The sequence below is a fragment of the Arthrobacter sp. NPDC057013 genome, assembly GCF_042674585.1.
In the GTDB taxonomy this organism is placed as follows: Bacteria; Actinomycetota; Actinomycetes; order Actinomycetales; family Micrococcaceae; genus Arthrobacter.
Window position 1 is genome coordinate 55,828 of sequence record NZ_JBHUSE010000003.1, and the last position, 20,880, is coordinate 76,707.

At 67.2% G+C, this 20,880-nt stretch carries 18 protein-coding genes and 1 tRNA gene; 15 read left to right on the forward strand and 4 right to left on the reverse strand.

Translation table 11 applies throughout. The features are described from left to right. The first annotated feature begins 195 nt into the window (after positions 1-195). Both ACFTSA_RS05850 and ACFTSA_RS05855 read left to right on the forward strand, forming a co-directional pair. Positions 196-1,860 carry an ABC-F family ATP-binding cassette domain-containing protein gene (locus ACFTSA_RS05850; RefSeq protein ID WP_377950311.1) on the forward strand — a complete coding sequence of 555 codons (1,665 nt, stop codon included), beginning with the start codon at positions 196-198 and terminating at the stop codon, positions 1,858-1,860. Next, complete coding sequence (locus tag ACFTSA_RS05855) at positions 1,857-3,770, forward strand: ABC transporter ATP-binding protein (RefSeq protein WP_377950312.1); 1,914 nt, start codon at positions 1,857-1,859, stop codon at positions 3,768-3,770. Before ACFTSA_RS05850 ends, ACFTSA_RS05855 begins: the two co-directional genes overlap by 4 nt. Before the next feature lie 10 nt (positions 3,771-3,780). Here the strand turns inward: ACFTSA_RS05855 and ACFTSA_RS05860 are convergent, their stop codons facing one another. The 3 genes from ACFTSA_RS05860 to ACFTSA_RS05870 all read right to left on the reverse strand — a co-directional run bounded on the left by ACFTSA_RS05860 (position 3,781) and on the right by ACFTSA_RS05870 (position 4,810). Continuing rightward, a complete protein-coding gene (locus ACFTSA_RS05860) occupies positions 3,781-4,185 on the reverse strand; it encodes an NUDIX domain-containing protein (RefSeq protein ID WP_377950313.1) in 405 nt (134 codons plus the stop codon). After that, a complete protein-coding gene (locus ACFTSA_RS05865; RefSeq protein ID WP_377950314.1) occupies positions 4,182-4,736 on the reverse strand; it encodes a DUF6314 family protein in 555 nt (184 codons plus the stop codon). Before ACFTSA_RS05865 ends, ACFTSA_RS05860 begins: the two co-directional genes overlap by 4 nt. Position 4,737: 1 nt before the next feature. Beyond that, a tRNA-Arg gene (locus tag ACFTSA_RS05870) sits at positions 4,738-4,810 on the reverse strand. Here ACFTSA_RS05870 and ACFTSA_RS05875 point away from each other — a divergent pair. After that, complete coding sequence (locus tag ACFTSA_RS05875) at positions 4,784-5,680, forward strand: DUF998 domain-containing protein (RefSeq protein ID WP_377950316.1); 897 nt, start codon at positions 4,784-4,786, stop codon at positions 5,678-5,680. The two genes, ACFTSA_RS05870 and ACFTSA_RS05875, sit on opposite strands and share 27 nt — an antisense overlap. On the opposite strand, the gene ACFTSA_RS05880 is transcribed toward ACFTSA_RS05875, so the two are convergent. Next, on the reverse strand, positions 5,677-6,318 hold the full coding sequence (locus tag ACFTSA_RS05880; RefSeq protein WP_377950317.1) for a hypothetical protein: 642 nt from the start codon (positions 6,316-6,318) through the stop codon (positions 5,677-5,679). The genes ACFTSA_RS05875 and ACFTSA_RS05880 overlap by 4 nt on opposite strands. Before the next feature lie 61 nt (positions 6,319-6,379). Between ACFTSA_RS05880 and ACFTSA_RS05885 the strand changes: the two genes are divergently transcribed. From ACFTSA_RS05885 to ACFTSA_RS05940, 12 genes are all read left to right on the forward strand, one after another. Next, positions 6,380-7,255: an inositol monophosphatase family protein gene (locus ACFTSA_RS05885; RefSeq protein ID WP_377950606.1), complete on the forward strand. Its 876-nt coding sequence runs from the start codon at positions 6,380-6,382 to the stop codon at positions 7,253-7,255. Between the two features lie 118 nt (positions 7,256-7,373). Continuing rightward, complete coding sequence (gene pcrA, locus ACFTSA_RS05890) at positions 7,374-9,911, forward strand: DNA helicase PcrA (protein ID WP_377950607.1); 2,538 nt, start codon at positions 7,374-7,376, stop codon at positions 9,909-9,911. 68 nt (positions 9,912-9,979) lie between these two features. Further along, on the forward strand, positions 9,980-10,636 hold the full coding sequence (locus tag ACFTSA_RS05895; protein WP_377950608.1) for a hypothetical protein: 657 nt from the start codon (positions 9,980-9,982) through the stop codon (positions 10,634-10,636). A 223-nt stretch (positions 10,637-10,859) separates the two neighbouring features. Continuing rightward, positions 10,860-12,026: an ADP-forming succinate--CoA ligase subunit beta gene (gene sucC, locus ACFTSA_RS05900; RefSeq protein WP_377950318.1), complete on the forward strand. Its 1,167-nt coding sequence runs from the start codon at positions 10,860-10,862 to the stop codon at positions 12,024-12,026. Between the two features lie 30 nt (positions 12,027-12,056). Continuing rightward, positions 12,057-12,959, forward strand: a complete 903-nt coding sequence (sucD, locus tag ACFTSA_RS05905) for a succinate--CoA ligase subunit alpha (protein WP_003804619.1) — start codon at positions 12,057-12,059, stop codon at positions 12,957-12,959. A 142-nt stretch (positions 12,960-13,101) separates the two neighbouring features. Then, positions 13,102-13,575 (forward strand): SRPBCC family protein, encoded by a 474-nt coding sequence (locus tag ACFTSA_RS05910; protein WP_377950319.1) that lies wholly within the window; start codon positions 13,102-13,104, stop codon positions 13,573-13,575. 172 nt (positions 13,576-13,747) lie between these two features. Beyond that, positions 13,748-14,152, forward strand: coding sequence for a tautomerase family protein (locus ACFTSA_RS05915; protein WP_377950320.1), 405 nt, complete (start codon positions 13,748-13,750; stop codon positions 14,150-14,152). Between the two features lie 225 nt (positions 14,153-14,377). Beyond that, positions 14,378-15,394 (forward strand): 5-dehydro-2-deoxygluconokinase, encoded by a 1,017-nt coding sequence (gene iolC, locus ACFTSA_RS05920; protein ID WP_377950322.1) that lies wholly within the window; start codon positions 14,378-14,380, stop codon positions 15,392-15,394. Further along, entirely contained in the window at positions 15,391-16,341 is a 951-nt protein-coding gene (locus ACFTSA_RS05925) for a deoxyribose-phosphate aldolase (protein ID WP_377950323.1), read from the forward strand. The genes iolC and ACFTSA_RS05925 overlap by 4 nt, the downstream gene beginning before the upstream one ends. Positions 16,342-16,344: 3 nt before the next feature. Further along, on the forward strand, positions 16,345-18,294 hold the full coding sequence (gene iolD / locus ACFTSA_RS05930; RefSeq protein WP_377950324.1) for a 3D-(3,5/4)-trihydroxycyclohexane-1,2-dione acylhydrolase (decyclizing): 1,950 nt from the start codon (positions 16,345-16,347) through the stop codon (positions 18,292-18,294). Positions 18,295-18,339: 45 nt separating this feature from the next. Continuing rightward, the gene (locus ACFTSA_RS05935) at positions 18,340-19,851 is read left to right on the forward strand and encodes a CoA-acylating methylmalonate-semialdehyde dehydrogenase (protein ID WP_377950326.1); all 1,512 of its coding nucleotides are present in this window, start codon (positions 18,340-18,342) and stop codon (positions 19,849-19,851) included. Between the two features lie 98 nt (positions 19,852-19,949). Then, positions 19,950-20,861: a sugar phosphate isomerase/epimerase family protein gene (locus ACFTSA_RS05940; RefSeq protein WP_377950328.1), complete on the forward strand. Its 912-nt coding sequence runs from the start codon at positions 19,950-19,952 to the stop codon at positions 20,859-20,861. The last annotated feature ends 19 nt before the right edge of the window (positions 20,862-20,880 follow it).

The following is a 20,880-nucleotide window of genomic DNA, read 5'->3' on the forward strand; positions in this document are numbered from 1 at the left end:
GGAACGCTCTCTGCTGGCGGGCGGGGCGGTGCGAAGGGGCGGCACGCCGGCCTCGATTTTACGTAGCGCGCCGCTTCAACTATGCTAAGTGGTCGAACCCGCTGGTCCGTACACCCCCCAAGTCCGGACCAGCGGGTTCTTTCATGCCCGCCTGAATTTTCGGGCGAAAACGGGCAGCGGTGAGAGGATGGATTGATGACTGCAACCCTTGTTGCGAAGGACCTTTCGGGCGGTCATGATCACCGCACCCTCTTCTCTGGGCTGTCCCTCACGGTGGCTCCCGGGGACGTTGTTGGCGTGGTCGGCGCCAACGGCGCGGGCAAGTCCACGCTGCTGCGGCTCCTCGCCGGCGTGGACCAGGCACAGAACGGCACCGTCAGCCTCGCGCCGGCCGACGCCTTCGTAGGCTGGCTGCCGCAGGAACACGAACGCGTCCCCGGCGAAACGGTTGCCGCCTACATCGCCCGCCGCACCGGCTGCGCGAAAGCCACAGCCGAGATGGAAGCCACGGCGGAGGCCCTCGGTTCGGGTGCGCCCGGAGCGGACGACGCCTACTCGCTGGCGTTCGACCGGTGGATGGCCTCCGGCGCGGCGGACCTGGACGAGCGGATAGCCCCCGTCCTTGCGGACCTTGGCCTGGACGTCGGTCCCGAGGCCGAGATGACCGGGCTGTCCGGCGGGCAGGCTGCCCGCGTGGCGCTCGCCGCCCTGCTGCTGAGCCGGTTCGACGTCGTGCTTTTGGACGAGCCCACCAACGATCTTGACCTGGACGGCCTTGCCAAGCTGGAAGCCTTCGTGCAGGGCCTGCGAGGCGGCGTGGTGCTGGTTTCCCACGACCGCGAGTTCCTGGCCCGCTGCGTGACCTCCATCGTGGAGCTGGACCTCGCCCAGAACTCGGTGGCCGTGTATGACGGCGGCTATGAGGCCTTCCTGGAGGAACGCGCCGTGGCCCGCCGGCATGCCCGCGAACGGTACCAGGAGTTCGCCGCGACCAAGGCGGACCTCGTGTCCCGCGCCCGCACCCAGCGGGAATGGAGCTCCCAGGGCGTCCGGAACGCGATGAAGAAAAACCCGGACAACGACAAGATCCGCCGTGCCGCCAGCACCGAGTCATCTGAAAAGCAGGCACAGAAGGTCCGGCAGATGGAATCGCGCATCGCCCGCCTGGACGTGGTGGAGGAACCGCGCAAGGAATGGCAGCTGCAGTTCAGCATCGGCCAGGCGCCGCGGTCCAGCTCCGTGGTGGCAACCCTGCGCGACGCCGTCGTGCAGCAAGGCAGCTTCACCCTGGGGCCCGTGAACCTGCAGCTCAACGCCGGTGAACGGATCGGCATCACCGGGCCCAACGGCGCCGGCAAGTCGACGCTGCTCCGGCTGCTCCTGGGAACCCAGGAACCGGATGCCGGGGACGCCTCGCGCGGTGTGTCCGTGGCCGTCGGCGAGATCGACCAGGCCCGCGGACTGCTGGCCGGACAGCTGAAACTGGCGGACGCCGTCGAAGCCGTCCTGACCGACCACACGTCCGCCGAGGTCCGCACGCTGCTGGCAAAGTTCGGCCTCAAGGCGGACCACACTCTGCGCACCGTCGACTCGCTGTCGCCGGGGGAGCGGACCCGCGCTGCCCTGGCCCTGCTGCAGGCGCGCGGCGTGAACCTGCTGGTCCTGGATGAGCCCACCAACCACCTGGACCTCCCGGCGATCGAGCAGTTGGAGGAAGCACTGGAAGGTTACGACGGCGCCCTGCTGCTGGTCACCCACGACCGGCGGCTGCTGGAAAACGTCCGCCTGGACGTGCGCTGGAACGTGGACAACGGCGTCGTCACCGAACTGGCGGCAGGCAAGATGGAGCAGAAGAAATGAGCATGGACGGCGTCGCCTGGCGCTCCCTTTACAACATCACCCGGGCCAAGAGCGGCTCCCGGCCCTTCTCCAAGGAGACCCTGAAGCGCGTCATGGGCTTCGCCCGTCCGCACCAGGGAAGGCTGATCGCGTTCGTGGCGGTCTCCGTGGCCATGGCGTTCCTGGCGGTTGCCACGCCGGTGCTGGCCGGCCAGGTGGTCAACACAATCGTTGCCCGGGCCGATGCCGGCGAGGTGATCCGCCTGGCGGCCCTAATCGCGGGCGTGGCCGTGGCTGAGGCAGCACTCGGCATGGTGAGCCGCTGGCTGTCCTCCACCATCGGCGAGGGCGTCATCGTGGACCTGCGCACCAAGGTGTTCGACCACGTGCAGAGGATGCCGATCGCGTTCTTCACCCGGACCCGCACCGGCGCGCTGGTCAGCCGCCTGAACAACGACGTCATCGGCGCGCAGTCCGCGTTCGCCGGAACCCTGTCCGGTGTGGTCAGCAACGTGGTGGCCCTCATCCTCACCCTCGCGGTGATGCTGAACACCTCCTGGCTGGTCACCGTGCTGGCCATGATCCTGCTGCCAATCTTCCTCATCCCCGCCCGACGGATGGGCTCCCGGCTGGCGGACCTGCGGCGCGAGGCGGCCGAGCACAACGCCGCCATGGGCACCCAGATGACCGAGCGCTTCTCAGCCCCCGGCGCCACGCTGGTCAAGCTCTTCGGACGGCCCGACGAGGAATCCCGGGAGTTTGCGCTCCGGGCCGGCCGGGTCCGCGACATCGGCGTGCGGACGGCGATGCTCCAGTTCACGTTCGTGACGGCCCTGACGCTCGTCTCCGCGCTGGCCCTTGCCCTGGTCTACGGACTGGGAGGCTGGCTGGCCATCGGCGGGCAGCTCGCCCCGGGCGACGTCGTGGTGCTGGCGCTGCTGCTCACCCGCCTCTACGCGCCGCTCACCGCGCTGTCCAACGCCCGCGTTGAAATCATGAGCGCCCTGGTCAGCTTTGAGCGGGTCTTCGAAATCCTGGACCTGAAACCCCTGATCCAGGAAAAGCCCGGTGCCCTGGCCGTCCCGCCCGGGCCCGTTGCCGTGGAGTTCGACGACGTGCGCTTCTCCTACCCCTCGGCGGACAAGGTGTCGCTGGCCTCGCTGGAGGAGGTCTCCACGCTGGACACCCGCGGCGGCGAGGAGGTGTTGCACGGGATCAGCTTCCGGGTGGAACCGGGACAGACCGTCGCTCTCGTGGGCTCCTCCGGTGCCGGCAAGTCTACGGTGGCCCAGTTGCTGTCCCGGCTATACGACGTCGATTCCGGCGCCGTGCGCCTCGGCGGCACCGCTCCGGCCTCCGGCCTGGACGTGCGCGACCTGACCTTCGATTCCATCCGCGCCACCCTGGGCATGGTCACCCAGGACGGGCACCTGTTCCACGAGACCATCGCCTCCAACCTCAGGCTGGCCCGCCCCGAGGCCACCGATGAGGACATGTGGGCAGTCCTGCGCCAGGCCCGGCTCGAAGCCATGATCCGTTCGCTTCCCGACGGCCTCGAAACCGTGGTGGGGGAGCGCGGCTACCGGCTCTCCGGCGGAGAACGGCAGCGGCTCACCATCGCCCGGCTGCTGATCGCCCAGCCGCGCGTGGTCATCCTCGACGAAGCCACGGCAGCGCTGGACTCCACGAACGAAGCCGCCGTGCAGGCGGCACTGGGCGCGGCGCTGGAAGGCCGTACCGCCGTCGTGATTGCCCACCGGCTCTCCACGATCCGTGCGGCTGACGCCATCCTGGTGGTGGAGGACGGCCAGATTGTGGAGCGCGGGACGCACACGGAGTTGCTGGCCGCCGACGGCCGCTACGCCGAGCTGTACCGGACCCAGTTCGCCGAAGCCACGGCCGTGGCGGAGGAAGCGGTTCCTGAGTACTGAGTTCTGGACGTCACCGGCCCGGTGCCGCCAGCGCCGGCAGGATGTGGTCGGTGAGCAGCGGCGCCAGGTCCCCGGGCCATTCCGCCGCGAGTTCCAGCCACCGGATCTCGGCGATCTCCGCGGAGGGGTGCGCCACCCACGTGCCCGGCGCGGTGAAGACGGTGGCCTCGATTTCCGTGGCAGCCTCGTTGGCAGCGTCGGCCAGCCAGACGCCCATGAGGGTCAGCTCACGGGGATCGACGATGATGCCGACCTCCTCCTGGAGCTCCCGCGCGGCGGCCTGCACCGCGGTCTCGCCGGGCTCGGGTTTGCCGCCGGGATGCATGAACTTGTCCGTGCCGCGCTTGCGGACGGTCAGGAGCCGGCCGGCGGCGTCGTAGACACATACGGCGGAGACGATGATGCGGGGGTTCACGGTTTCGAGCCTAGCCCGTCTGCGGCGGGCGCCGGCACGGGCAGCCGCCGCAGCACCGACTCCAGCAGCAGATCCTTGCGCGGGCCGGTGACGTCCCAGGCGTAGCTGAACTCGTCCTCGCCGTGGCGGAGGTAGGTGACCCGGTAGGTGTCCGGATCGCACCAGTGCCGGTCCTGGCTGGCCTCCGGCGAGAAGCTCATCCGGTGGAACGGCCGGCCGTCCGGAAACAGCATGTCCATGGCCTCCGGCGTGTCCGCGGGCCGGAGCAGGTAATCGCGGGTGGCCAGGCCGGTGAAGGTTTCGCCGTCCCCGGCCGGCCAGTTAACTGAAGGCCAGACCACGGTGCCTTCCTCGTGGAAGCGGAGCCCGCCGTCGTCGTCGGGGGAAAAGATGACGACGCCGGTAAAGGTACCGCGGGTGCCGGCGGCCCGGTCCAGCATGGTCCGCTCCACGGACCAGCGGCCTGGCCGGGAATGTTTCACTGCGGAGGGGTCCGCCGGGGCGGTGCCCAGCAGATAGTCGCGGAGCCCGGACGGGTGCTGCAGATTCAAGTGCCCTCGATTGGAATCGAACCAACGACACCGGCTTTAGGAGAGCCGTGCTCTATCCACTGAGCTACGAGGGCGGGCGCCCGCTGCGGCCGGGTTTTGGACCGGCCCGTTCGGGCACGCTTACAAGCATACAAGGTGACGGCGCGTACTACGCTCTTGGCATGGCCGCCGCAGCTCAAGTCCCCACCGCCCGGGAAACCTTCCTGCCAGACACCGCCTCCACGCGCCACTACATCGGGGCATGGGCGGTGCTCAGCGTGGTCCAGTATTTCGTGGCGGAGGCAGCCGTCATCGGCGCCTGGGCCGGACCCGGTCCCTACAGCCGGCGGACCGGCCTCATCAGCGACCTGGGCGCCGTCACGTGCGGAATCTACAGCGGCCGCAGCATCTGTTCGCCGCTGCACGCGCTGATGAATTCCTCCTTCGTGGTGCAGGGCCTGGGGATGCTGCTGGGCGCGCTGCTGCTGAGCTCGGCGCTGCTGCGCGTGGCCGCCCGGCCCGGGGTGCGGGTGGCGGCCAGCCACTCCGGGGAAGTGCCCTGGTACACGGCGGTGGCGGCCCGGATCCTCACCGGGACGGCCGGCACCGGCACGATCATCGTGGGGCTGGTCCCGGAGGACCTGGAATCGGGCTGGCACTACGCCGGGGCGGTGATGTACTTCATCGCCGGATCACTGGCCTTGCTGCTGCTCGGCGCGCTGTGGCTTCGGCAGTCGCCACTGGGCTGGTTCGTGCTGGCCAGCGGCGGAGTGTCCGCGGCCGCGCTCGTCACGGCAGCCGTCACCGGCCTGGACGTCCCCGAGCCCGGAACTCTTGAGCGGTTGATGGGCTACCCCATCACCATCGGTCTGGCCGCCGCCGGCCTGGTCATCGCCCAGCGCGTCCGGCGGGAACGGCAGGTACGCAAGGCCTACGCCCGGGCCCAGGCGGCGCGGGGCGCTTAGGCTTCCGGTTGCGGGGTTTTCTTTGCGGACCGGCGCCCCAGGAACACGGCGGCGCCGCCGGCGAGAAGGCTGGCCACGAACAGTACCCAGCCGGCCACGGTGAGGCCGGACGCCAGGGCGACCTGGCCGCCGTCGAGGTTTACCGCAGCGATCATGGAATCGATGGTGGCGTTGCCCCACAGCCGGACCGCTACGAACAGCAGCGGCAGCGCCCAGAGCGCCCAGCGCAGCGCCTTGTTGGCCACGTTGGTGCCGATCAGCAGCAGCCAGGTGAAGGCGAAGATCAGCGGAAACAGGGTGCCCGCCGTCTTGTGGACGTAGTTGAGCTGGCCCCGGGCATCCCCGTCCAGGGCCCGGCGGAGCTGTTCGATGTAGCCCGCGTCGAAGCCGCCGACCAGGGAATCGGGCATGGCCAGCCCGCCGGACAACTGGGTGAGCTGGTTCAACGTCAGCAGGTGGACGTACCAGAACAGGAACAGGCTGGCCACCACGCCGGCGATGACGATGAGGTTGGCGTTGTTCTGCGCCTTCGCGGGCGTGCGGTCCGTGCCTCGATTGATCACCGGCGGCAGGTGGTGCTGGGGTACTGCGGCCTTCGCGCCGTGCTTCTTGATCCGCTGTGCAGGTGTTTTGGCCATGCGTCCATTATCGCCCGCCGCAGATCAAGCTGCTGTGCAGACCAAGCCTGCTGTGCAGCGCATGCCCGGCGCCGATAGGGTGGGAACCGTGACGGAACTGGGCAGACACAAACTGGGTAGACACAGCGCCACCAACCTGAGCCCCGAGCTCGACGACTACGAACTGGCGGCCGAGCTGGTCCGCGAGGCCGGGCAGCTGGCACTGCTGATGCGGCAGGGCGGCCTCGACGCCCAGCGCAAGACCTCGATCTCCGACGTCGTCACCGCGGCGGACCACGCCGCCGAAGCCTATGTGCTGGAGCAGCTGCAGCGCTGCCGCCCGGACGACGGCGTCCTGGGCGAGGAAGGCGCCGCGGTGCACGGCAGCAGCGGGCGGACCTGGGTCATCGACCCGGTGGACGGCACGTACAACTTCCTGCAGGGCTCCACCTACTGGTGCTCGGCCATCGCCCTCAAAGACGAATCCGATGTGCTGCTCGGCGCCATATTCCAGCCCGAGGAGGACAAGCTCTGGATCGGCGGCAAGCAGCACCCCACCACCCTCAACGGTGATCCCGTCACCACCTTTCGGGAGGACGGGGCCAACCGCAACGCCGCAGACGTTTCCCATCTCGGCGCCGCCACCTACATCCACCCGCGTTGGCTCTCCGACCCGATGTGCGCCATGCCGTGGCACGCCGCCGCGACGTCGGCCGCGACGCTGCGGATGCTCGGGTCCGGCTCGTGCGACCTGGGGCGCGTCGCTGACGGGCAGCTTGGCTGCTGGTTCCAGCACAGCTGCCCCGAATGGGACTGGCTCCCCGGGAAAGCCATCGTTACGGCGGCCGGAGGCCTCGCCGGCAGCGTCCACGTCAACGGCCTGGAATGGTTCATGGCGGGAGGAACGACGGCGGTGCACCAGTTGCGTGCCGCCCTCGAGTCAGGCTCTGTCGACTAGGTTTTCCGCCGGCTCCCGGCGGTCGCTTTTGGGTGCCCCGTCACGCCCGGCGCGTGGGTTATCCACAGTGCGGATCCCAGTGTCAGCCCCACCGCCTAGACTTGTAGTCACCATGGATATGTTGTTTGACCCCTACGCTGACGGTCCGTTCAAGGCTGGTTCCCACGCCGGTGCCATCACCAAGTCGCGCCCCGAAACAGGGCTGATGACGCCCGCGTTCGGCACCGGCCCGGGTGAATCCGCAGGCCACCGGGGGGTTGGCCCGGCATCCGGCCCGGTCGATGCGGGCCCGGGCGGGGAACATGCCCGGCACCACCTCCCTGACGCCGGGGCGCTGCTGGCGGGCCTGAACCCCCAGCAGGAAGAGGCGGTCAAGCACTCAGGCAGCGCACTGCTGATCGTGGCCGGAGCCGGCTCCGGCAAAACCCGCGTCCTCAGCAACCGGATCGCCTACCTGATCGCCACCAAGCGGGCCCACCACGGCGAGATCCTGGCCATCACGTTCACCAACAAGGCCGCCGCCGAAATGCGTGAACGCATCGAGGCCCTCGTGGGCGGCAGGGCCAAAGCCATGTGGATCTCCACGTTCCACTCGTCCTGCGTCCGGATCCTGCGCCGCGAGGCGGCCAACGTCGGCCTGAAATCCAACTTCTCCATCTACGACTCCGCGGACTCCCTGCGGCTGATCACGCTGGTGGCCAAGAACCTGGGCCTGGACCCCAAGAAGTTCGCGCCCAAGGCCATCCAGCACAAGATCTCCGCACTCAAGAACGAACTGATCGACGACGATTCCTTCGCGTCCGCAGCCAACCACAGTGACCCTTTCGAGAGCGCCGTGGCGGACGTCTTCAAGGGCTACACCCAGCGGCTGCGCCAGGCCAACGCCATGGACTTCGACGACCTGATCGCGCAGACCGTGTACATGTTCCGGGCCTTCCCGGCGCTCGCTGACTCCTACCGGCGCCGCTTCCGGCACGTCCTGGTGGACGAATACCAGGACACCAACCACGCGCAGTACGCCCTGGTGCGCGAAATCGTCGGCGAGGGGCCGGGAGCGGCGGAACTGACCGTCGTTGGCGACTCCGACCAGTCCATCTACGCATTCCGCGGTGCGGACATCCGCAACATCGTGGAATTCGAGAAGGACTACCCCGACGCCCACACCATCAAGCTGGAGCAGAACTACCGCTCCACCCAGAACATCCTGAGCGCAGCCAACTCCGTCATCTCCCGCAACCCCAACCGCCCCGAGAAGCGACTCTGGACCGCGGAGGGCGAGGGCCACAAGATCATCGGCTACGTGGGCGAAAACGAGCACGACGAAGCGCAGTTCATCGCCAAGGAAATCGACCGGCTCCAGGACGAGGACAACCTCCGCCCCGGCGACGTCGCCATCTTCTACCGCACCAACGCCCAGTCGCGCTCCATCGAAGATGTCCTGGTGCGCGTCGGCCTGCCGTACAAGGTGGTGGGCGGCACCAGGTTCTACGAGCGCAAGGAAATCAAGGACGCCCTCGCGTACCTCCGCGTGCTGGTCAACCCGGACGACGACGTCAACCTCCGCCGAGTCCTCAACGAACCCAAGCGCGGGATCGGGGACCGGGCAGAAGGAGCAGTGGCGGCCCTCGCCGAGCGGGAACGCACCTCGTTCATCGCCGCCGCCCGCCGCGCCGACCAGGCGCCCGGCATGGCCACCCGCTCCGTCAACGCGGTGCTCGGCTTCGTGAAGCTCCTGGACGACCTCGCCGAGGTCGCGGCAGGCTCCGGCGCTGCAGCCGCCCTCGAGGCCGTGCTGGAGCAGACCGGCTACCTCGCCACCCTGCGCTCCAGCAACGATCCGCAGGACGAGTCGCGGGTGGAGAACCTCGCCGAGCTTGTCGCCGTCGTGCGTGAATACGAGCAGGAGAACCCCGAAGGATCCCTCGAGGCCTTCCTGGAGCAGGTGTCCCTCGTGGCCGACGCCGACCAGATCCCTGACGCCCCCGGCGCGGACATCGACGCCGCGGTGGCAGAGGCCAAGCGGCTGGGCGTGGTCACGCTCATGACGCTGCACACGGCCAAGGGCCTCGAATTCCCGGTGGTGTTCCTGACCGGCATGGAGCACGGACTCTTCCCGCACCAGCGTTCGGCCACGGACCCCAAGGAACTGGCGGAGGAGCGGCGGCTCGCCTACGTGGGCCTGACGCGCGCCCGGAAGCGCCTTTACGTCACCCGTTCCGAGGTCCGCAACATGTGGGGCCAGAGCCAGTACAACCCGGCCAGCCAGTTCCTCGAGGAGATTCCTTCCGAGCTCGTCGAATGGAAGCGCGAGGGCACCAGCCGGCAGGTCGGCGGCTGGGGGAACGGGGCTTCCATCGGATCCAACAGGTACAGCGGATCCTTCTGGGGTGCCGGAACGGCCCGCGGCAACCGCGCCGATTCCTCCGCCGGCTTCAACGCCGACGTCCCCGCCGCCGTCGCGAAAAACCGCGTGCAGCCGCAGAAGGAAGTCATTGCGGTCAGCGTGGGGGACAAGGTCAACCACACCAGCTTCGGCAACGGCACAGTGCTCGCCGTCGAAGGCGCCGGGGACAAGACCGTAGCGAAGGTGAAGTTCGACGTCGGGGAGAAGCGGCTGCTGCTCCGGTACGCGCCGCTGACCAAGATCGACGCCTGAGCGTGCGGGTGCGCCGTCGGGAACGAGTGGTTGCCGGCTTGGCCGCGTTCCTGGCCGCCCTGCTTGCGATGAGCCTGGCCGGCTGTTCCGTAACCGTGGCCGATCCGGAGTACACCCCGCCGGCGCCCCTGCCCGCACTCGAACAGCTGAAACAGGCCCCGCTTACTGACCCGGCTGCCTTTGCCGCCGGCGAGGACGTGCTGGCATTTGTCACCGCGGACCGGAACATCGTGTGCACGCTGACGTCTGCCCGCGGGCCGCACCTGAACCTGCCCTACGAAACCAACAACTTCAGTGATTCCGGCAACGCGAAACTGGACACCGTGCCCGTGGCGCACTGCGAGCTCGCGGCGTACCCGGCGCCAGCAGCCGCGGACATCGGCGACGACTGCTCCGGGACCGGGCTCGGCTACCTCGGCGGCGCGGCACTCGTGACACCCGACAAGGCCCGGTACGGGGAATGCCGGTCCGGCGTCACGCAGATGGAAGCCGAATACGGACCCAAGGGCACCCCCAACGGGCCCGTCTCCAAACTTCCCGTCCTGCCCGACGGCGGCAACGTCGAACGGAACGGCCTGCGGTGCTCCGCCTACCGCTCGGGGGTGGCCTGCGGAAACGTCACGGGCGGCGTCGGTTTCTTCATCAGCCGGGATCATTACGAACTCATCTCCGCGAAGGGCAAAAACGTCCAAACGGCACCCGCCAAGGCCCCAAAAACCCCGTAATCCCGGGGTTTTTCTACGGTGCATAGAATAGTGTCGTTACTCACAGAACAGGTAGTCTGGAACGGGCCGGTCCCTCCAAAGGACTAGAGTTCCCACAGGAGCATTGCGCCGCGTGGCTCGTTTCCGGACCTGCCGCAGGGCGCTTAAATTCCGCAGCCCGGTCCGCACCATTTGGTGCTGTCCGGCTGTACAGAAACTACTTCGACGTAGAAGGACACAAACCGTGGACCTGTTTGAATATCAGGCGCGCGATATGTTCGAAGCGCACGGTGTACCCGTGCTCGCCGGCATCGTGGCGCACACCCCTGAAGAAGCAAAGGCAGCTGCCGAGAAGATCGGCGGCGTAACTGTCGTCAAGGCACAGGTTAAGGTCGGTGGCCGCGGCAAGGCCGGCGGCGTCAAGGTTGCCAAGTCCGCTGACGAGGCCCTTGAGCACTCCACCAGCATCCTGGGCATGGACATCAAGGGCCACACCGTCAACAAGGTGATGATCGCCCAGGGTGCAGACATCGCCGAGGAATACTACTTCTCCGTCCTCCTGGACCGGGCCAACCGCAACTACCTGGCCATGTGCTCGGTAGAAGGCGGTATGGAGATCGAGCAGCTCGCCGTTGAGCGGCCCGAGGCCCTGGCCAAGGTAGCCATCGACCCCGCCGTGGGTATCGACCAGGCCAAGGCTGACGAAATCGTCGCCGCCGCCGGGTTCGCTGAAGAACTGCGCGGCAAGGTCGCCGGCGTCATTCTGAAGCTCTGGGACGTCTTCAAGAAGGAAGACGCCACCCTCGTTGAGGTCAACCCGCTGGTCAAGACCGGCGCGGGCGAAATCGTCGCCCTCGACGGCAAGGTCACGCTCGACGAGAACGCCGAATTCCGCCACCCCAAGCACGCCCAGCTTGAGGACAAGGAATCCGCAGACCCGCTCGAGGCAAAGGCCAAGGCGCAGGACCTGAACTACGTCAAGCTGGACGGCGAAGTCGGCATCATCGGTAACGGTGCAGGCCTCGTCATGTCCACCCTGGACGTCGTCGCCTACGCCGGCGAGAACCACGGCAACGTCAAGCCCGCCAACTTCCTGGACATCGGTGGCGGAGCCTCCGCCGAGGTCATGGCCGCAGGCCTCGACGTCATCCTGGGCGACGACCAGGTCAAGTCCGTGTTCGTCAACGTCTTCGGCGGCATCACCGCCTGCGACGCTGTCGCCAAGGGCATCGTGGGCGCACTGGCCGAGCTGGGCCACTCCGCCAACAAGCCGCTGGTTGTCCGCCTCGACGGCAACAACGTCGAAGAAGGCCGCCGCATCCTCGCCGAGGCCAACCACCCGCTGGTAACCCTGGCCGCCACCATGGACGAGGGCGCCGACAAGGCCGCCGAGCTCGCCAACGCCCGCTGATCGAGCCTGTCGAGATCTAGGAAAGAAAACATGTCTATTTATCTGAACAAGGACTCCAAGGTCATCGTCCAGGGCATCACGGGCGGCGAGGGCACCAAGCACACCGCCCTCATGCTCAAGGCCGGCACCAACATCGTGGGCGGCGTCAACGCCCGCAAGGCCGGCACCACCGTCCTGCACGGCGAAAACGAGATCACCGTTTTCGGCACCGTCAAGGAAGCCATGGCAGAGACCGGCGCAGACGTCTCCATCGTCTTCGTTCCGCCGGCATTCACCAAGAACGCCGTTGTTGAAGCCATCGAGGCCGGCATCGGCCTGGTCGTCGTCATCACCGAAGGCGTGCCGGTCCAGGACTCCGCCGAGTTCTGGGCACTGGCACAGTCCAAGGTCGACGCCGACGGCAACCAGGTCACCCGCATCATCGGACCGAACTGCCCCGGCATCATCACCCCGGGCGAGGCCCTCGTGGGCATCACCCCGGCGAACATCACCGGCAAGGGCCCCATCGGCCTGGTCTCCAAGTCCGGCACGCTGACCTACCAGATGATGTACGAACTGCGCGACCTCGGCTTCTCCACGGCCATCGGCATCGGCGGTGACCCCATCATCGGCACGACCCACATCGACGCCCTGGCTGCGTTCGAGGCTGACCCGGAGACCAAGGCCATCGTGATGATCGGCGAAATCGGCGGCGACGCCGAAGAGCGTGCAGCCGACTTCATCAAGGCCAACGTCACCAAGCCGGTCGTCGGCTACGTGGCAGGCTTCACCGCGCCGGAAGGCAAGACCATGGGCCACGCAGGCGCCATCGTCTCCGGTTCCGCCGGTACGGCCCAGGCGAAGAAGGAAGCCCTTGAGGCTGCTGGCGTCAAGGTCGGCAAGACGCCGTCCGAGACCGCCAAGCTGCTGCGCGAAGTCTACGCAGCGCTCTAAGCCTCACTTCAGGCAACGCGGGGTCACTCCCAGCCCAATCCACCCCCCGGATTGGGCGCAGAGTGACCCCGCGTTTCTTTTTAACCATTGCCCCCGGACCGTTTGAGGTCTACCGTTTGGCACCAGCCAGGAAGGACCGATCATGAGCAACGCACTTAAACTCACCGTCCCAGACGGCGTCCCGTTCATCGACTTTGAGCGGGAGTTCGATTTCCCGGTTTCGGACGTGTTCCGCGCGCACAAGGAGCCTGGGCTGATCGGGCAGTGGCTGGGCCCGCGCGGCACGAAGATTGATATCGACCACTACGACTTCCGTTCCGGAGGCACGTACCTGTACAGCCACACCGGCCCGGACGGGGTGACGTACGCCTTCAGCGGCATCTTCCATACCGTCCGCGAAAACGACTTCGCCATCCAGACCTTCGAGTTCAGCGGCTACCCGGACACCGTCAGCATCGAATTCATGAGCTTCGAGGACCTGGGCGGGGGCAGGTGCCGGCTGCGGGCGCATTCCGTCTATCCCAGCATGGAGGCCCGCGACGGGATGGCCCAGTCTGGCATGGAGGCCGGACTCCGCGAGGGCTACGAGCGGCTCGAGGAAGTGCTGGCCAAGTAGCGCCCGCACCACAAGATCCCTGCACCGCAGCATCCCTGTTCCACAAGATCAAACGTCCGACGGCGGCCGGTGACCTTCCCCGTGAAGGTCACCGGCCGCCGTCGTCCGTTACACCCAACTGAGTGGCCGCGTACTTTGATAGTATGTAAAGACAAACTATCAAAGGAACGATATGCCTCTCGTACGAATCGACCTCCACTCCGGCCGCAGCCGGGATGAACTCAATGGCCTCAGCCGGGGAATCCATGACGCCATCCTGGCTGAATATGGGATCCCGGAGCGCGACTACTTCCACATCGTCACCGAGCATGCGCCGGGCCAGATCGTGGCGCAGGACGCGGGCCTTGGCTTCGAGCGCACGCGCGGCGTCATCATGATCCAGATCTTTACCCAGGGCGGGCGCAGCCAGGAGGCGAAGCAGCGTCTTTTCGCGGCGGTGGCGGAGAAGTTGGCCGCACTGGGAGTCGCCGGCGAGGACGTCTTTATCGGTTACGTCGAGAACACCGCGGGGGACTGGTCCTTCGGGTTCGGCCGCGCCCAGTACGTTACGGGTGAACTCGCCGTACCAAAGAAATAAGGGTGGACATACTATGCTTCCCCGCTTCCGTTTGCGGGTCCATCAACTCCGCATTCTGGAACCAGTTCTGCTTGTTGTAAGTATGTCAGTACAAACCTTTGACAGGACATAAATTCTAGGGCACAGTAGTTCATGTGGTCCCGCTCACGGGGCCCGCGGAACGCCGGAGCCTTGGCCGTTCGGCTGCTTAGAGGTTGAGATCCAAAAGAAAGGTCCACGATCACCGTGACCCACGAACTGCTCACGATCGGGCGAATCAGCGTTGATATCTACCCGAACGACATCGGGGTGGGACTGGAGGATGTCCGGTCCTTCGGCAAGTATCTCGGCGGCTCGCCATCCAACGTTGCTGTTGCTGCCGCCCGCCATGGCCACCGGACAGGTGTCATCACCCGCACCGGCGATGACCCGTTTGGTAAGTACCTGCACGGCGAACTGGAGAAGTTCGGCGTTGACGATTCCTTCGTCAGCCCGGTCCAGGGCCTGCAGACGCCGGCAACGTTCTGCGCGATCCAGCCGCCGCATGATTTTCCGCTGTACTTCTACGGACGTTTCCCCACCGCCCCGGACCTGCAGATCAAGGCCGAGGAGCTCGACACGGAAGCGATCCGGGACGCGCAGATATTCTGGTCCACGGTCACCGGCCTCTGCCAGGAGCCGAGCCGTGGGGCGCACATTTCGGCCCACGAAGCCCGGCCGCGCACCGGCCTGAAGGATGGCCAGTACACCATCCTGGATCTCGACTACCGGCCCATGTTTTGGGCCTCCGAGGAGGAAGCCCGGGAGCAGGTGGCCCGGATCCTGCCCCACGTCACGGTGGCTATCGGCAACGACCAGGAATGCTCCGTAGCCGTGGGCCCGGGCACCCCGGATGAGCAGGCGGACCGCCTGCTGGACGCCGGCGTCGAAATCGCCGTCGTCAAGCTCGGCCCTGAGGGCGTGATGGCCAAGACCCGCACCGAGCGGGTGGTCTCCGCACCCGTCCCGGTCGAGACCGTCAACGGCCTCGGTGCCGGTGACTCCTTCGGCGGCGCCTTCGTGCACGGCCTGCTTTCAGGCTGGCCGCTTGCCCAGGTCCTGGACTTCGCGAACGCGGCCGGCGCGATTGTCGCCTCCAGGCTGTCCTGCGCCGATGCGATGCCGACGCCGGCCGAGGTCACCTCGCTGCTCGCCGAGCGCGGACGTCTGGTTCCCGGCGATGCTGTTCCCACCATTTCTGTTCCCGAAGGAGCGGCCCTGTGAGCCTCAATCCCGGCACCGCTACCCTGGCGGTGGATGATGACCCCCGCCGGTACGAGCACCTGAGCACTATCCGGCTCGAAGACCCTTCGGCCATCTCCCGGGCTGCCAAGGCCCGGCGCCGCCACCCCGGCCTGAAGCACGGCCGGCAGAATTTTATTGTCGCGGCCGACCACCCGGCCCGCGGTGCCCTCTCCGTCGGCAATGACCCGGTGGCCATGGCGGACCGCCGCCAGCTGCTGGACCGCCTGCAGCTCGCGCTGGCCAACCCGGCAGTGGACGGCATCCTGGCTTCCCCGGACATCATGGATGACCTGCTGCTCCTGGGCGCCCTGGAGGGCAAGCTGGTCTTCGGGTCGATGAACCGCGGCGGCCTCGCCGGCCTGGTCAACGAGTTCGATGACCGTTTCACCGGGCACACCGCCGCTGCCCTGCAGGAACTGGGCGCGGACGGCGGCAAGATGCTGACCCGCATCTGCCTCGGCGACCCGGACACCGTCTCCCTGCTCGAAGCCACCGCGAAGGCGATCGATTCCCTCGCCGAGCGCAAGCTCATCGCCATGGTGGAGCCCTTCCTGTCCGTCCGCGAAAACGGCCGGGTCCGCAACGACCTGAGCCCGGACGCCGTGATCAAATCCATCGCCATTGCCGAGGGCCTGGGTTCCACCAGCGCCTACACCTGGATGAAGCTGCCGGTCGTGGCTGAGATGGAACGCGTCATGGCCGCCACCACCATGCCCACCGTGCTGCTGGGCGGGGACCCTGCGGGCACCCAGGACGAGGTGTTCGCCACCTGGGGAGCCGCCCTGGCCCTGCCCGGCGTGCAGGGACTCACGGTCGGCCGGACACTGCTGTACCCGGCTGACGGCGATGTCTCCGGCGCCGTTGCCGCGGCCGCCTCACTCCTCCACCACACCACATCAGCCCTCACCGCAGAAGTATCGGAGTAAACGATGGGAACTGGAACCCGCCGGATGACCGTGGCGCAGGCCGTGGTCGAATATCTTTCCAAGCAGTACACCGTTGATTCCGTGGGCGGGGTCGATTTCCGTGAACGCCTGATCCCGGGCATGTTTGGTATTTTCGGGCACGGCAACGTGGCCGGTGTGGGCCAGGCCCTGAAGCAGTACCAGCAGCTCGATCCGCGGATCATGCCGTACTACCAGGGCCGCAATGAGCAGGCCCAGTCCCACCAGGCCGTCGGGTACGCCCGGCACACCCGACGCCGGCAGACGTTCGCGGTCAGCACCTCCATCGGACCGGGTTCCTCGAACCTGCTCACTGGTGCCGCTTTGGCCACCACGAACCGTTTGCCGGTCCTGCTGCTGCCGTCGGACACGTTCGCCACGCGGGCGGCGGATCCGGTGCTGCAGCAGCTCGAACAGCCCTACGCCTATGACCTGACGGTCAATGACGCGTTCCGGCCGCTGTCCAAGTTCTTTGACCGGGTCACCCGCCCGGAGCAGCTGTTCTCCGCGTTCCACCACGGCCTGCGCGTCCTGACCGACCCGGCCGAGACCGGCGCGGTCACCATCTCGCTGCCCCAGGACGTCCAGGCCGAGGCCTTCGACGTCCCCGAGGAGTTCCTGGCCGAGCGGGAGTGGCGGATCCGCCGCCCGGAAGCGGACGACGACGACATCCGACGCGCCGCCGAAGCGATCCGGGCCGCGAAGCGGCCGCTGATCATCGCCGGCGGCGGCGTCCTCTACGCCTACGCCCACGAGGAACTCGCCAGGTTCGCCGAACTGACCGGCATTCCGGTGGGTAACACGCAGGCCGGCGTCGGCGTCCTGCCCTGGGACCACCAGTACTCCCTCGGCGCGATCGGCTCCACGGGCACGACGGCGGCCAACGCCATCGCCGCGGAAGCTGACCTGATCATCGGCATCGGCACCCGCTACGAGGACTTCACCACCGCCTCCCGGACCGCGTTCCAGAACCCGGACCTGAAGTTCATCAACATCAATGTCGCGCCGATTGACGCCTACAAGCACGGCACCTCGCTGCCGATCGTCGCCGACGCCCGCAAGGCCCTCGTCAAGCTCAACCAGGCCCTGGGCGGCTACCGCGTGGGCGCCGACCTGGAGCAGAAGATCGCTGCGGAGAAGCAGCGCTGGAACACCACGGTGGACGAAGCCTTCGACACGAGGTTCAGTCCGTTGCCGGCGCAGAACGAGATCATCGGCGCCACCAACCGGGCCATGGACGCCTCCGATGTGGTCATCTGCGCCGCCGGGTCCCTGCCCGGGGACCTGCACAAGATGTGGCGGGTCCGCGACCCGTTCGGCTACCACGTCGAATACGCCTACTCCTGCATGGGTTATGAAATCCCCGGCGGTTTGGGCGTCAAGCGCGCAGCGCTTGCCGAGGCCGCAGCGGGCGGTACCCAGCGTGACGTCGTCGTGATGGTCGGGGACGGCTCCTACCTGATGATGCACACCGAACTTGTTACCGCCGTCGCCGAACGCATCAAGCTGATTGTGGTCCTGATCCAGAACCACGGCTACGCCTCCATCGGCTCGCTCTCCGAATCCCTCGGCTCGCAGCGCTTCGGCACCCAGTACCGGGCCCTGGACGAAGAGAAGCACTCGTTCGACGAGGGCGAGACCCTCCCGGTGGACCTGGCCCTGAACGCCGAGTCCCTGGGCGTGAAGGTGATCCGGATCGAGCCCGGGGAGAAGGCCATCGCCGAACTCGAACAGGCCATCCGTGACGCCAAGGCCGCCCCGGAGCGCGGCGGCCCGATTGTGATCCACGTCGAATCCGACCCGCTGCTGGACGCCCCGAGCTCCGAATCCTGGTGGGACGTGCCCGTCTCCGCAGTGTCTGAACTTGGCTCCACCCGGCAGGCCTACAAGACCTACACCGACCACAAGTCCCGCCAGCGCAAGCTGCTCGGCTAACCTTCCCCAGCCTCTCCCAAGACCCAGACCAAGGAAGTCATCTCTATGTCAACGACGACCGTCACCACCACCATCAACCACTTCATCAACGGTGCCGAGACCTCCGGTGAGGGCGACCGCACCACCCCCGTCTACAACCCGGCCACCGGGCAGGTCAGCGCGGAGCTGCGCCTGGCCAACCGGGCAGACCTGGACACCACCGTCGCCGCCGCACGCAAGGCCGCCGATACCTGGGGCGACATCTCCCTGGCCAAGCGCACCGCCGTGCTGTTCAAGTTCCGCGAACTCGTCGCCGAGCACGTGAACGAACTCGCCGGGCTGATCACCGCCGAGCACGGCAAGGTCCTCTCCGACGCCAAGGGCGAGATCGGCCGCGGCCTGGAAGTCATCGAATTCGCCTGCGGCATCCCGTCCCTGCTCAAGGGCGACTACTCCGACCAGGTCTCCACCGGCATCGACGTCTTCTCCTTCCGCGAACCCCTCGGCGTCGTCGCCGGCATCACCCCGTTCAACTTCCCCGTCATGGTCCCGCTGTGGATGGCCCCGATGGCGATCGCCACCGGCAACGCGTTCATCCTCAAGCCCTCCGAACGCGACCCCTCCGCCTCCCTGCTGCTCGCCAGGCTCTGGAAGGACGCCGGGCTGCCCGACGGCGTGTTCCAGGTCCTGCACGGCGACAAGGAAACCGTCGACGGGCTCCTGACCCACCCGGACGTGGACGGCATCTCCTTCGTCGGCTCCACCCCGATCGCCCAGTACGTCCACGAGACCGCCACCGCCCACGGCAAGCGCGTCCAGGCCCTCGGCGGGGCGAAGAACCACGCCATCATCCTGCCCGACGCCGACCTGGACAACGCCGCCGACCACCTCGCGGCCGCCGCGTTCGGCTCCGCCGGTGAGCGTTGCATGGCCATCTCCGTCGCCGTCGCCGTCGGAGACGCCGCGGACCTGCTGGTTAAGAAGGTCGAAGAACGCGCCGTCGCCGTGAAGGTCGACAACGGCACCGTGCCCGGCGCCGAAATGGGCCCGGTCATCACGCCCGCTTCCAAGGAACGCATCGTCAGGATCGTCACCGAAGCCGAAGCCGCCGGGGCTGCGATGGTCGTGGACGGCCGCGACCTCGTCGTCCCCGGCCATGAAGACGGCTTCTGGGTCGGGCCGACGGTCCTGGACCACGTCAAAACCGAAATGACCGCCTACCAGGAGGAGATCTTCGGACCCGTCCTTGTCGTCGTCCGCGTCGACACCCTGGAAGACGGCATCAAGCTGATCAACGCCAACCCCTACGGCAACGGCACCGCCATCTTCACCTCCTCCGGCGCAGCCGCCCGCAAGTTCCAGCGCTCCGTCACCGTGGGCATGATCGGCATCAACGTGCCCCTGCCCGTCCCCGTGGCCTACCACTCCTTCGGCGGCTGGAAAGCCTCGCTCTTCGGCGACAAACACATCTACGGCCCCGAAGGCGTCTCCTTCTACACCCGCGGCAAAGTCATCACCTCCCGCTGGCCCGAACCCACCCACGCCTCCGGCGCCTCCTACAACTTCCCCTCCAACTAAGCCCCACCGCCACCCATAACCACCATCGACTGCTCCGTAATCGCCGTTTTGAGCGTCCATAGGGGCGTCTGCGGAGCAATCGATGAGAAGGAACAGTCATGACAGAGAACAAGCTGATCATCGGCACCGCGCCCGACTCCTGGGGCGTGTGGTTTGCGGATGACCCCAAGCAGACCCCGTGGGAGCGTTTCCTCGACGAGGTGGCAGAGTCCGGCTACAAGTGGATCGAGCTGGGCCCCTACGGCTACCTGCCTAACGACCCCACCCGGCTCGCCGAGGAACTGAAGCAGCGGGGCCTGTTGGTCTGCGCCGGCACGGTCTTCACCGCGTTCCACCGCGGCCTGGACCAGTGGGAGACCGCCTGGGAACCGGCACGCAAGGTCGCCGAACTCACCGCAGCCATGGGCGGCGAGCACATCGTGGTCATCCCGGCCATGTGGCGTGATGACGTCACAGGTGAGGCCGTGGAGAGCGGCACGCTCAGCGACAAGGCCTGGGCCGACCTCTTCGCCGGCCACAACCGCCTCGGAAAGACGCTGCTCGAGGACTTCGGCCTCAAGCAGCAGTTCCACTCCCACGCCGACTCGCACGTCGGAGCCCAGGAAGACATCGAAACGCTGCTCGGCGCGACCGACCCGAAGTACCTCAACCTGTGCCTGGACACCGGCCACGCGGAATACTGCGGCGCCTCCAGCCTGGAGCTCATCAAGAACTACCCGGACCGGATCGGGTACCTGCACCTGAAGCAGATCAACCCGGACGTCCTCAAGAAGGTCAACGAGGAAAACATGACCTGGGCTGCGGCGAACCTGGCCGGCGTCATGACGGAACCGCCCAACGGCCTGCCGGACCTGCGCGCTGTCATCGAAGCCGTCGAGGCCCTGGACCGGCCGATCTTCGGCATCGTCGAGCAGGACATGTACCCGGTGGCCTTCGATGTTCCGATGCCCATCGCCAAGCGCACCAGGAACTACCTGCTGTCCTGCGGCTCCCGCACCGCGGTCAACTAGCCCCCGGCATTCCAATCGT

Excerpts from the sequence above, each read along its gene's own strand:
- ACFTSA_RS05850 (WP_377950311.1), top strand. The coding sequence starts at position 196 with ATGACTGCAACCCTTGTTGCGAAGGACCTTTCGGGCGGTCATGATCAC.
- ACFTSA_RS05855 (WP_377950312.1), top strand. The coding sequence starts at position 1,857 with ATGAGCATGGACGGCGTCGCCTGGCGCTCCCTTTACAACATCACCCGG.
- ACFTSA_RS05880 (WP_377950317.1), bottom strand. The coding sequence starts at position 6,318 with ATGGCCAAAACACCTGCACAGCGGATCAAGAAGCACGGCGCGAAGGCC.
- ACFTSA_RS05885 (WP_377950606.1), top strand. The coding sequence starts at position 6,380 with ATGCCCGGCGCCGATAGGGTGGGAACCGTGACGGAACTGGGCAGACAC.
- pcrA (WP_377950607.1), top strand. The coding sequence starts at position 7,374 with ATGTTGTTTGACCCCTACGCTGACGGTCCGTTCAAGGCTGGTTCCCAC.
- ACFTSA_RS05895 (WP_377950608.1), top strand. The coding sequence starts at position 9,980 with ATGAGCCTGGCCGGCTGTTCCGTAACCGTGGCCGATCCGGAGTACACC.
- sucD (WP_003804619.1), top strand. The coding sequence starts at position 12,057 with ATGTCTATTTATCTGAACAAGGACTCCAAGGTCATCGTCCAGGGCATC.
- ACFTSA_RS05910 (WP_377950319.1), top strand. The coding sequence starts at position 13,102 with ATGAGCAACGCACTTAAACTCACCGTCCCAGACGGCGTCCCGTTCATC.
- ACFTSA_RS05915 (WP_377950320.1), top strand. The coding sequence starts at position 13,748 with ATGCCTCTCGTACGAATCGACCTCCACTCCGGCCGCAGCCGGGATGAA.
- iolD (WP_377950324.1), top strand. The coding sequence starts at position 16,345 with ATGGGAACTGGAACCCGCCGGATGACCGTGGCGCAGGCCGTGGTCGAA.
- ACFTSA_RS05935 (WP_377950326.1), top strand. The coding sequence starts at position 18,340 with ATGTCAACGACGACCGTCACCACCACCATCAACCACTTCATCAACGGT.
- ACFTSA_RS05940 (WP_377950328.1), top strand. The coding sequence starts at position 19,950 with ATGACAGAGAACAAGCTGATCATCGGCACCGCGCCCGACTCCTGGGGC.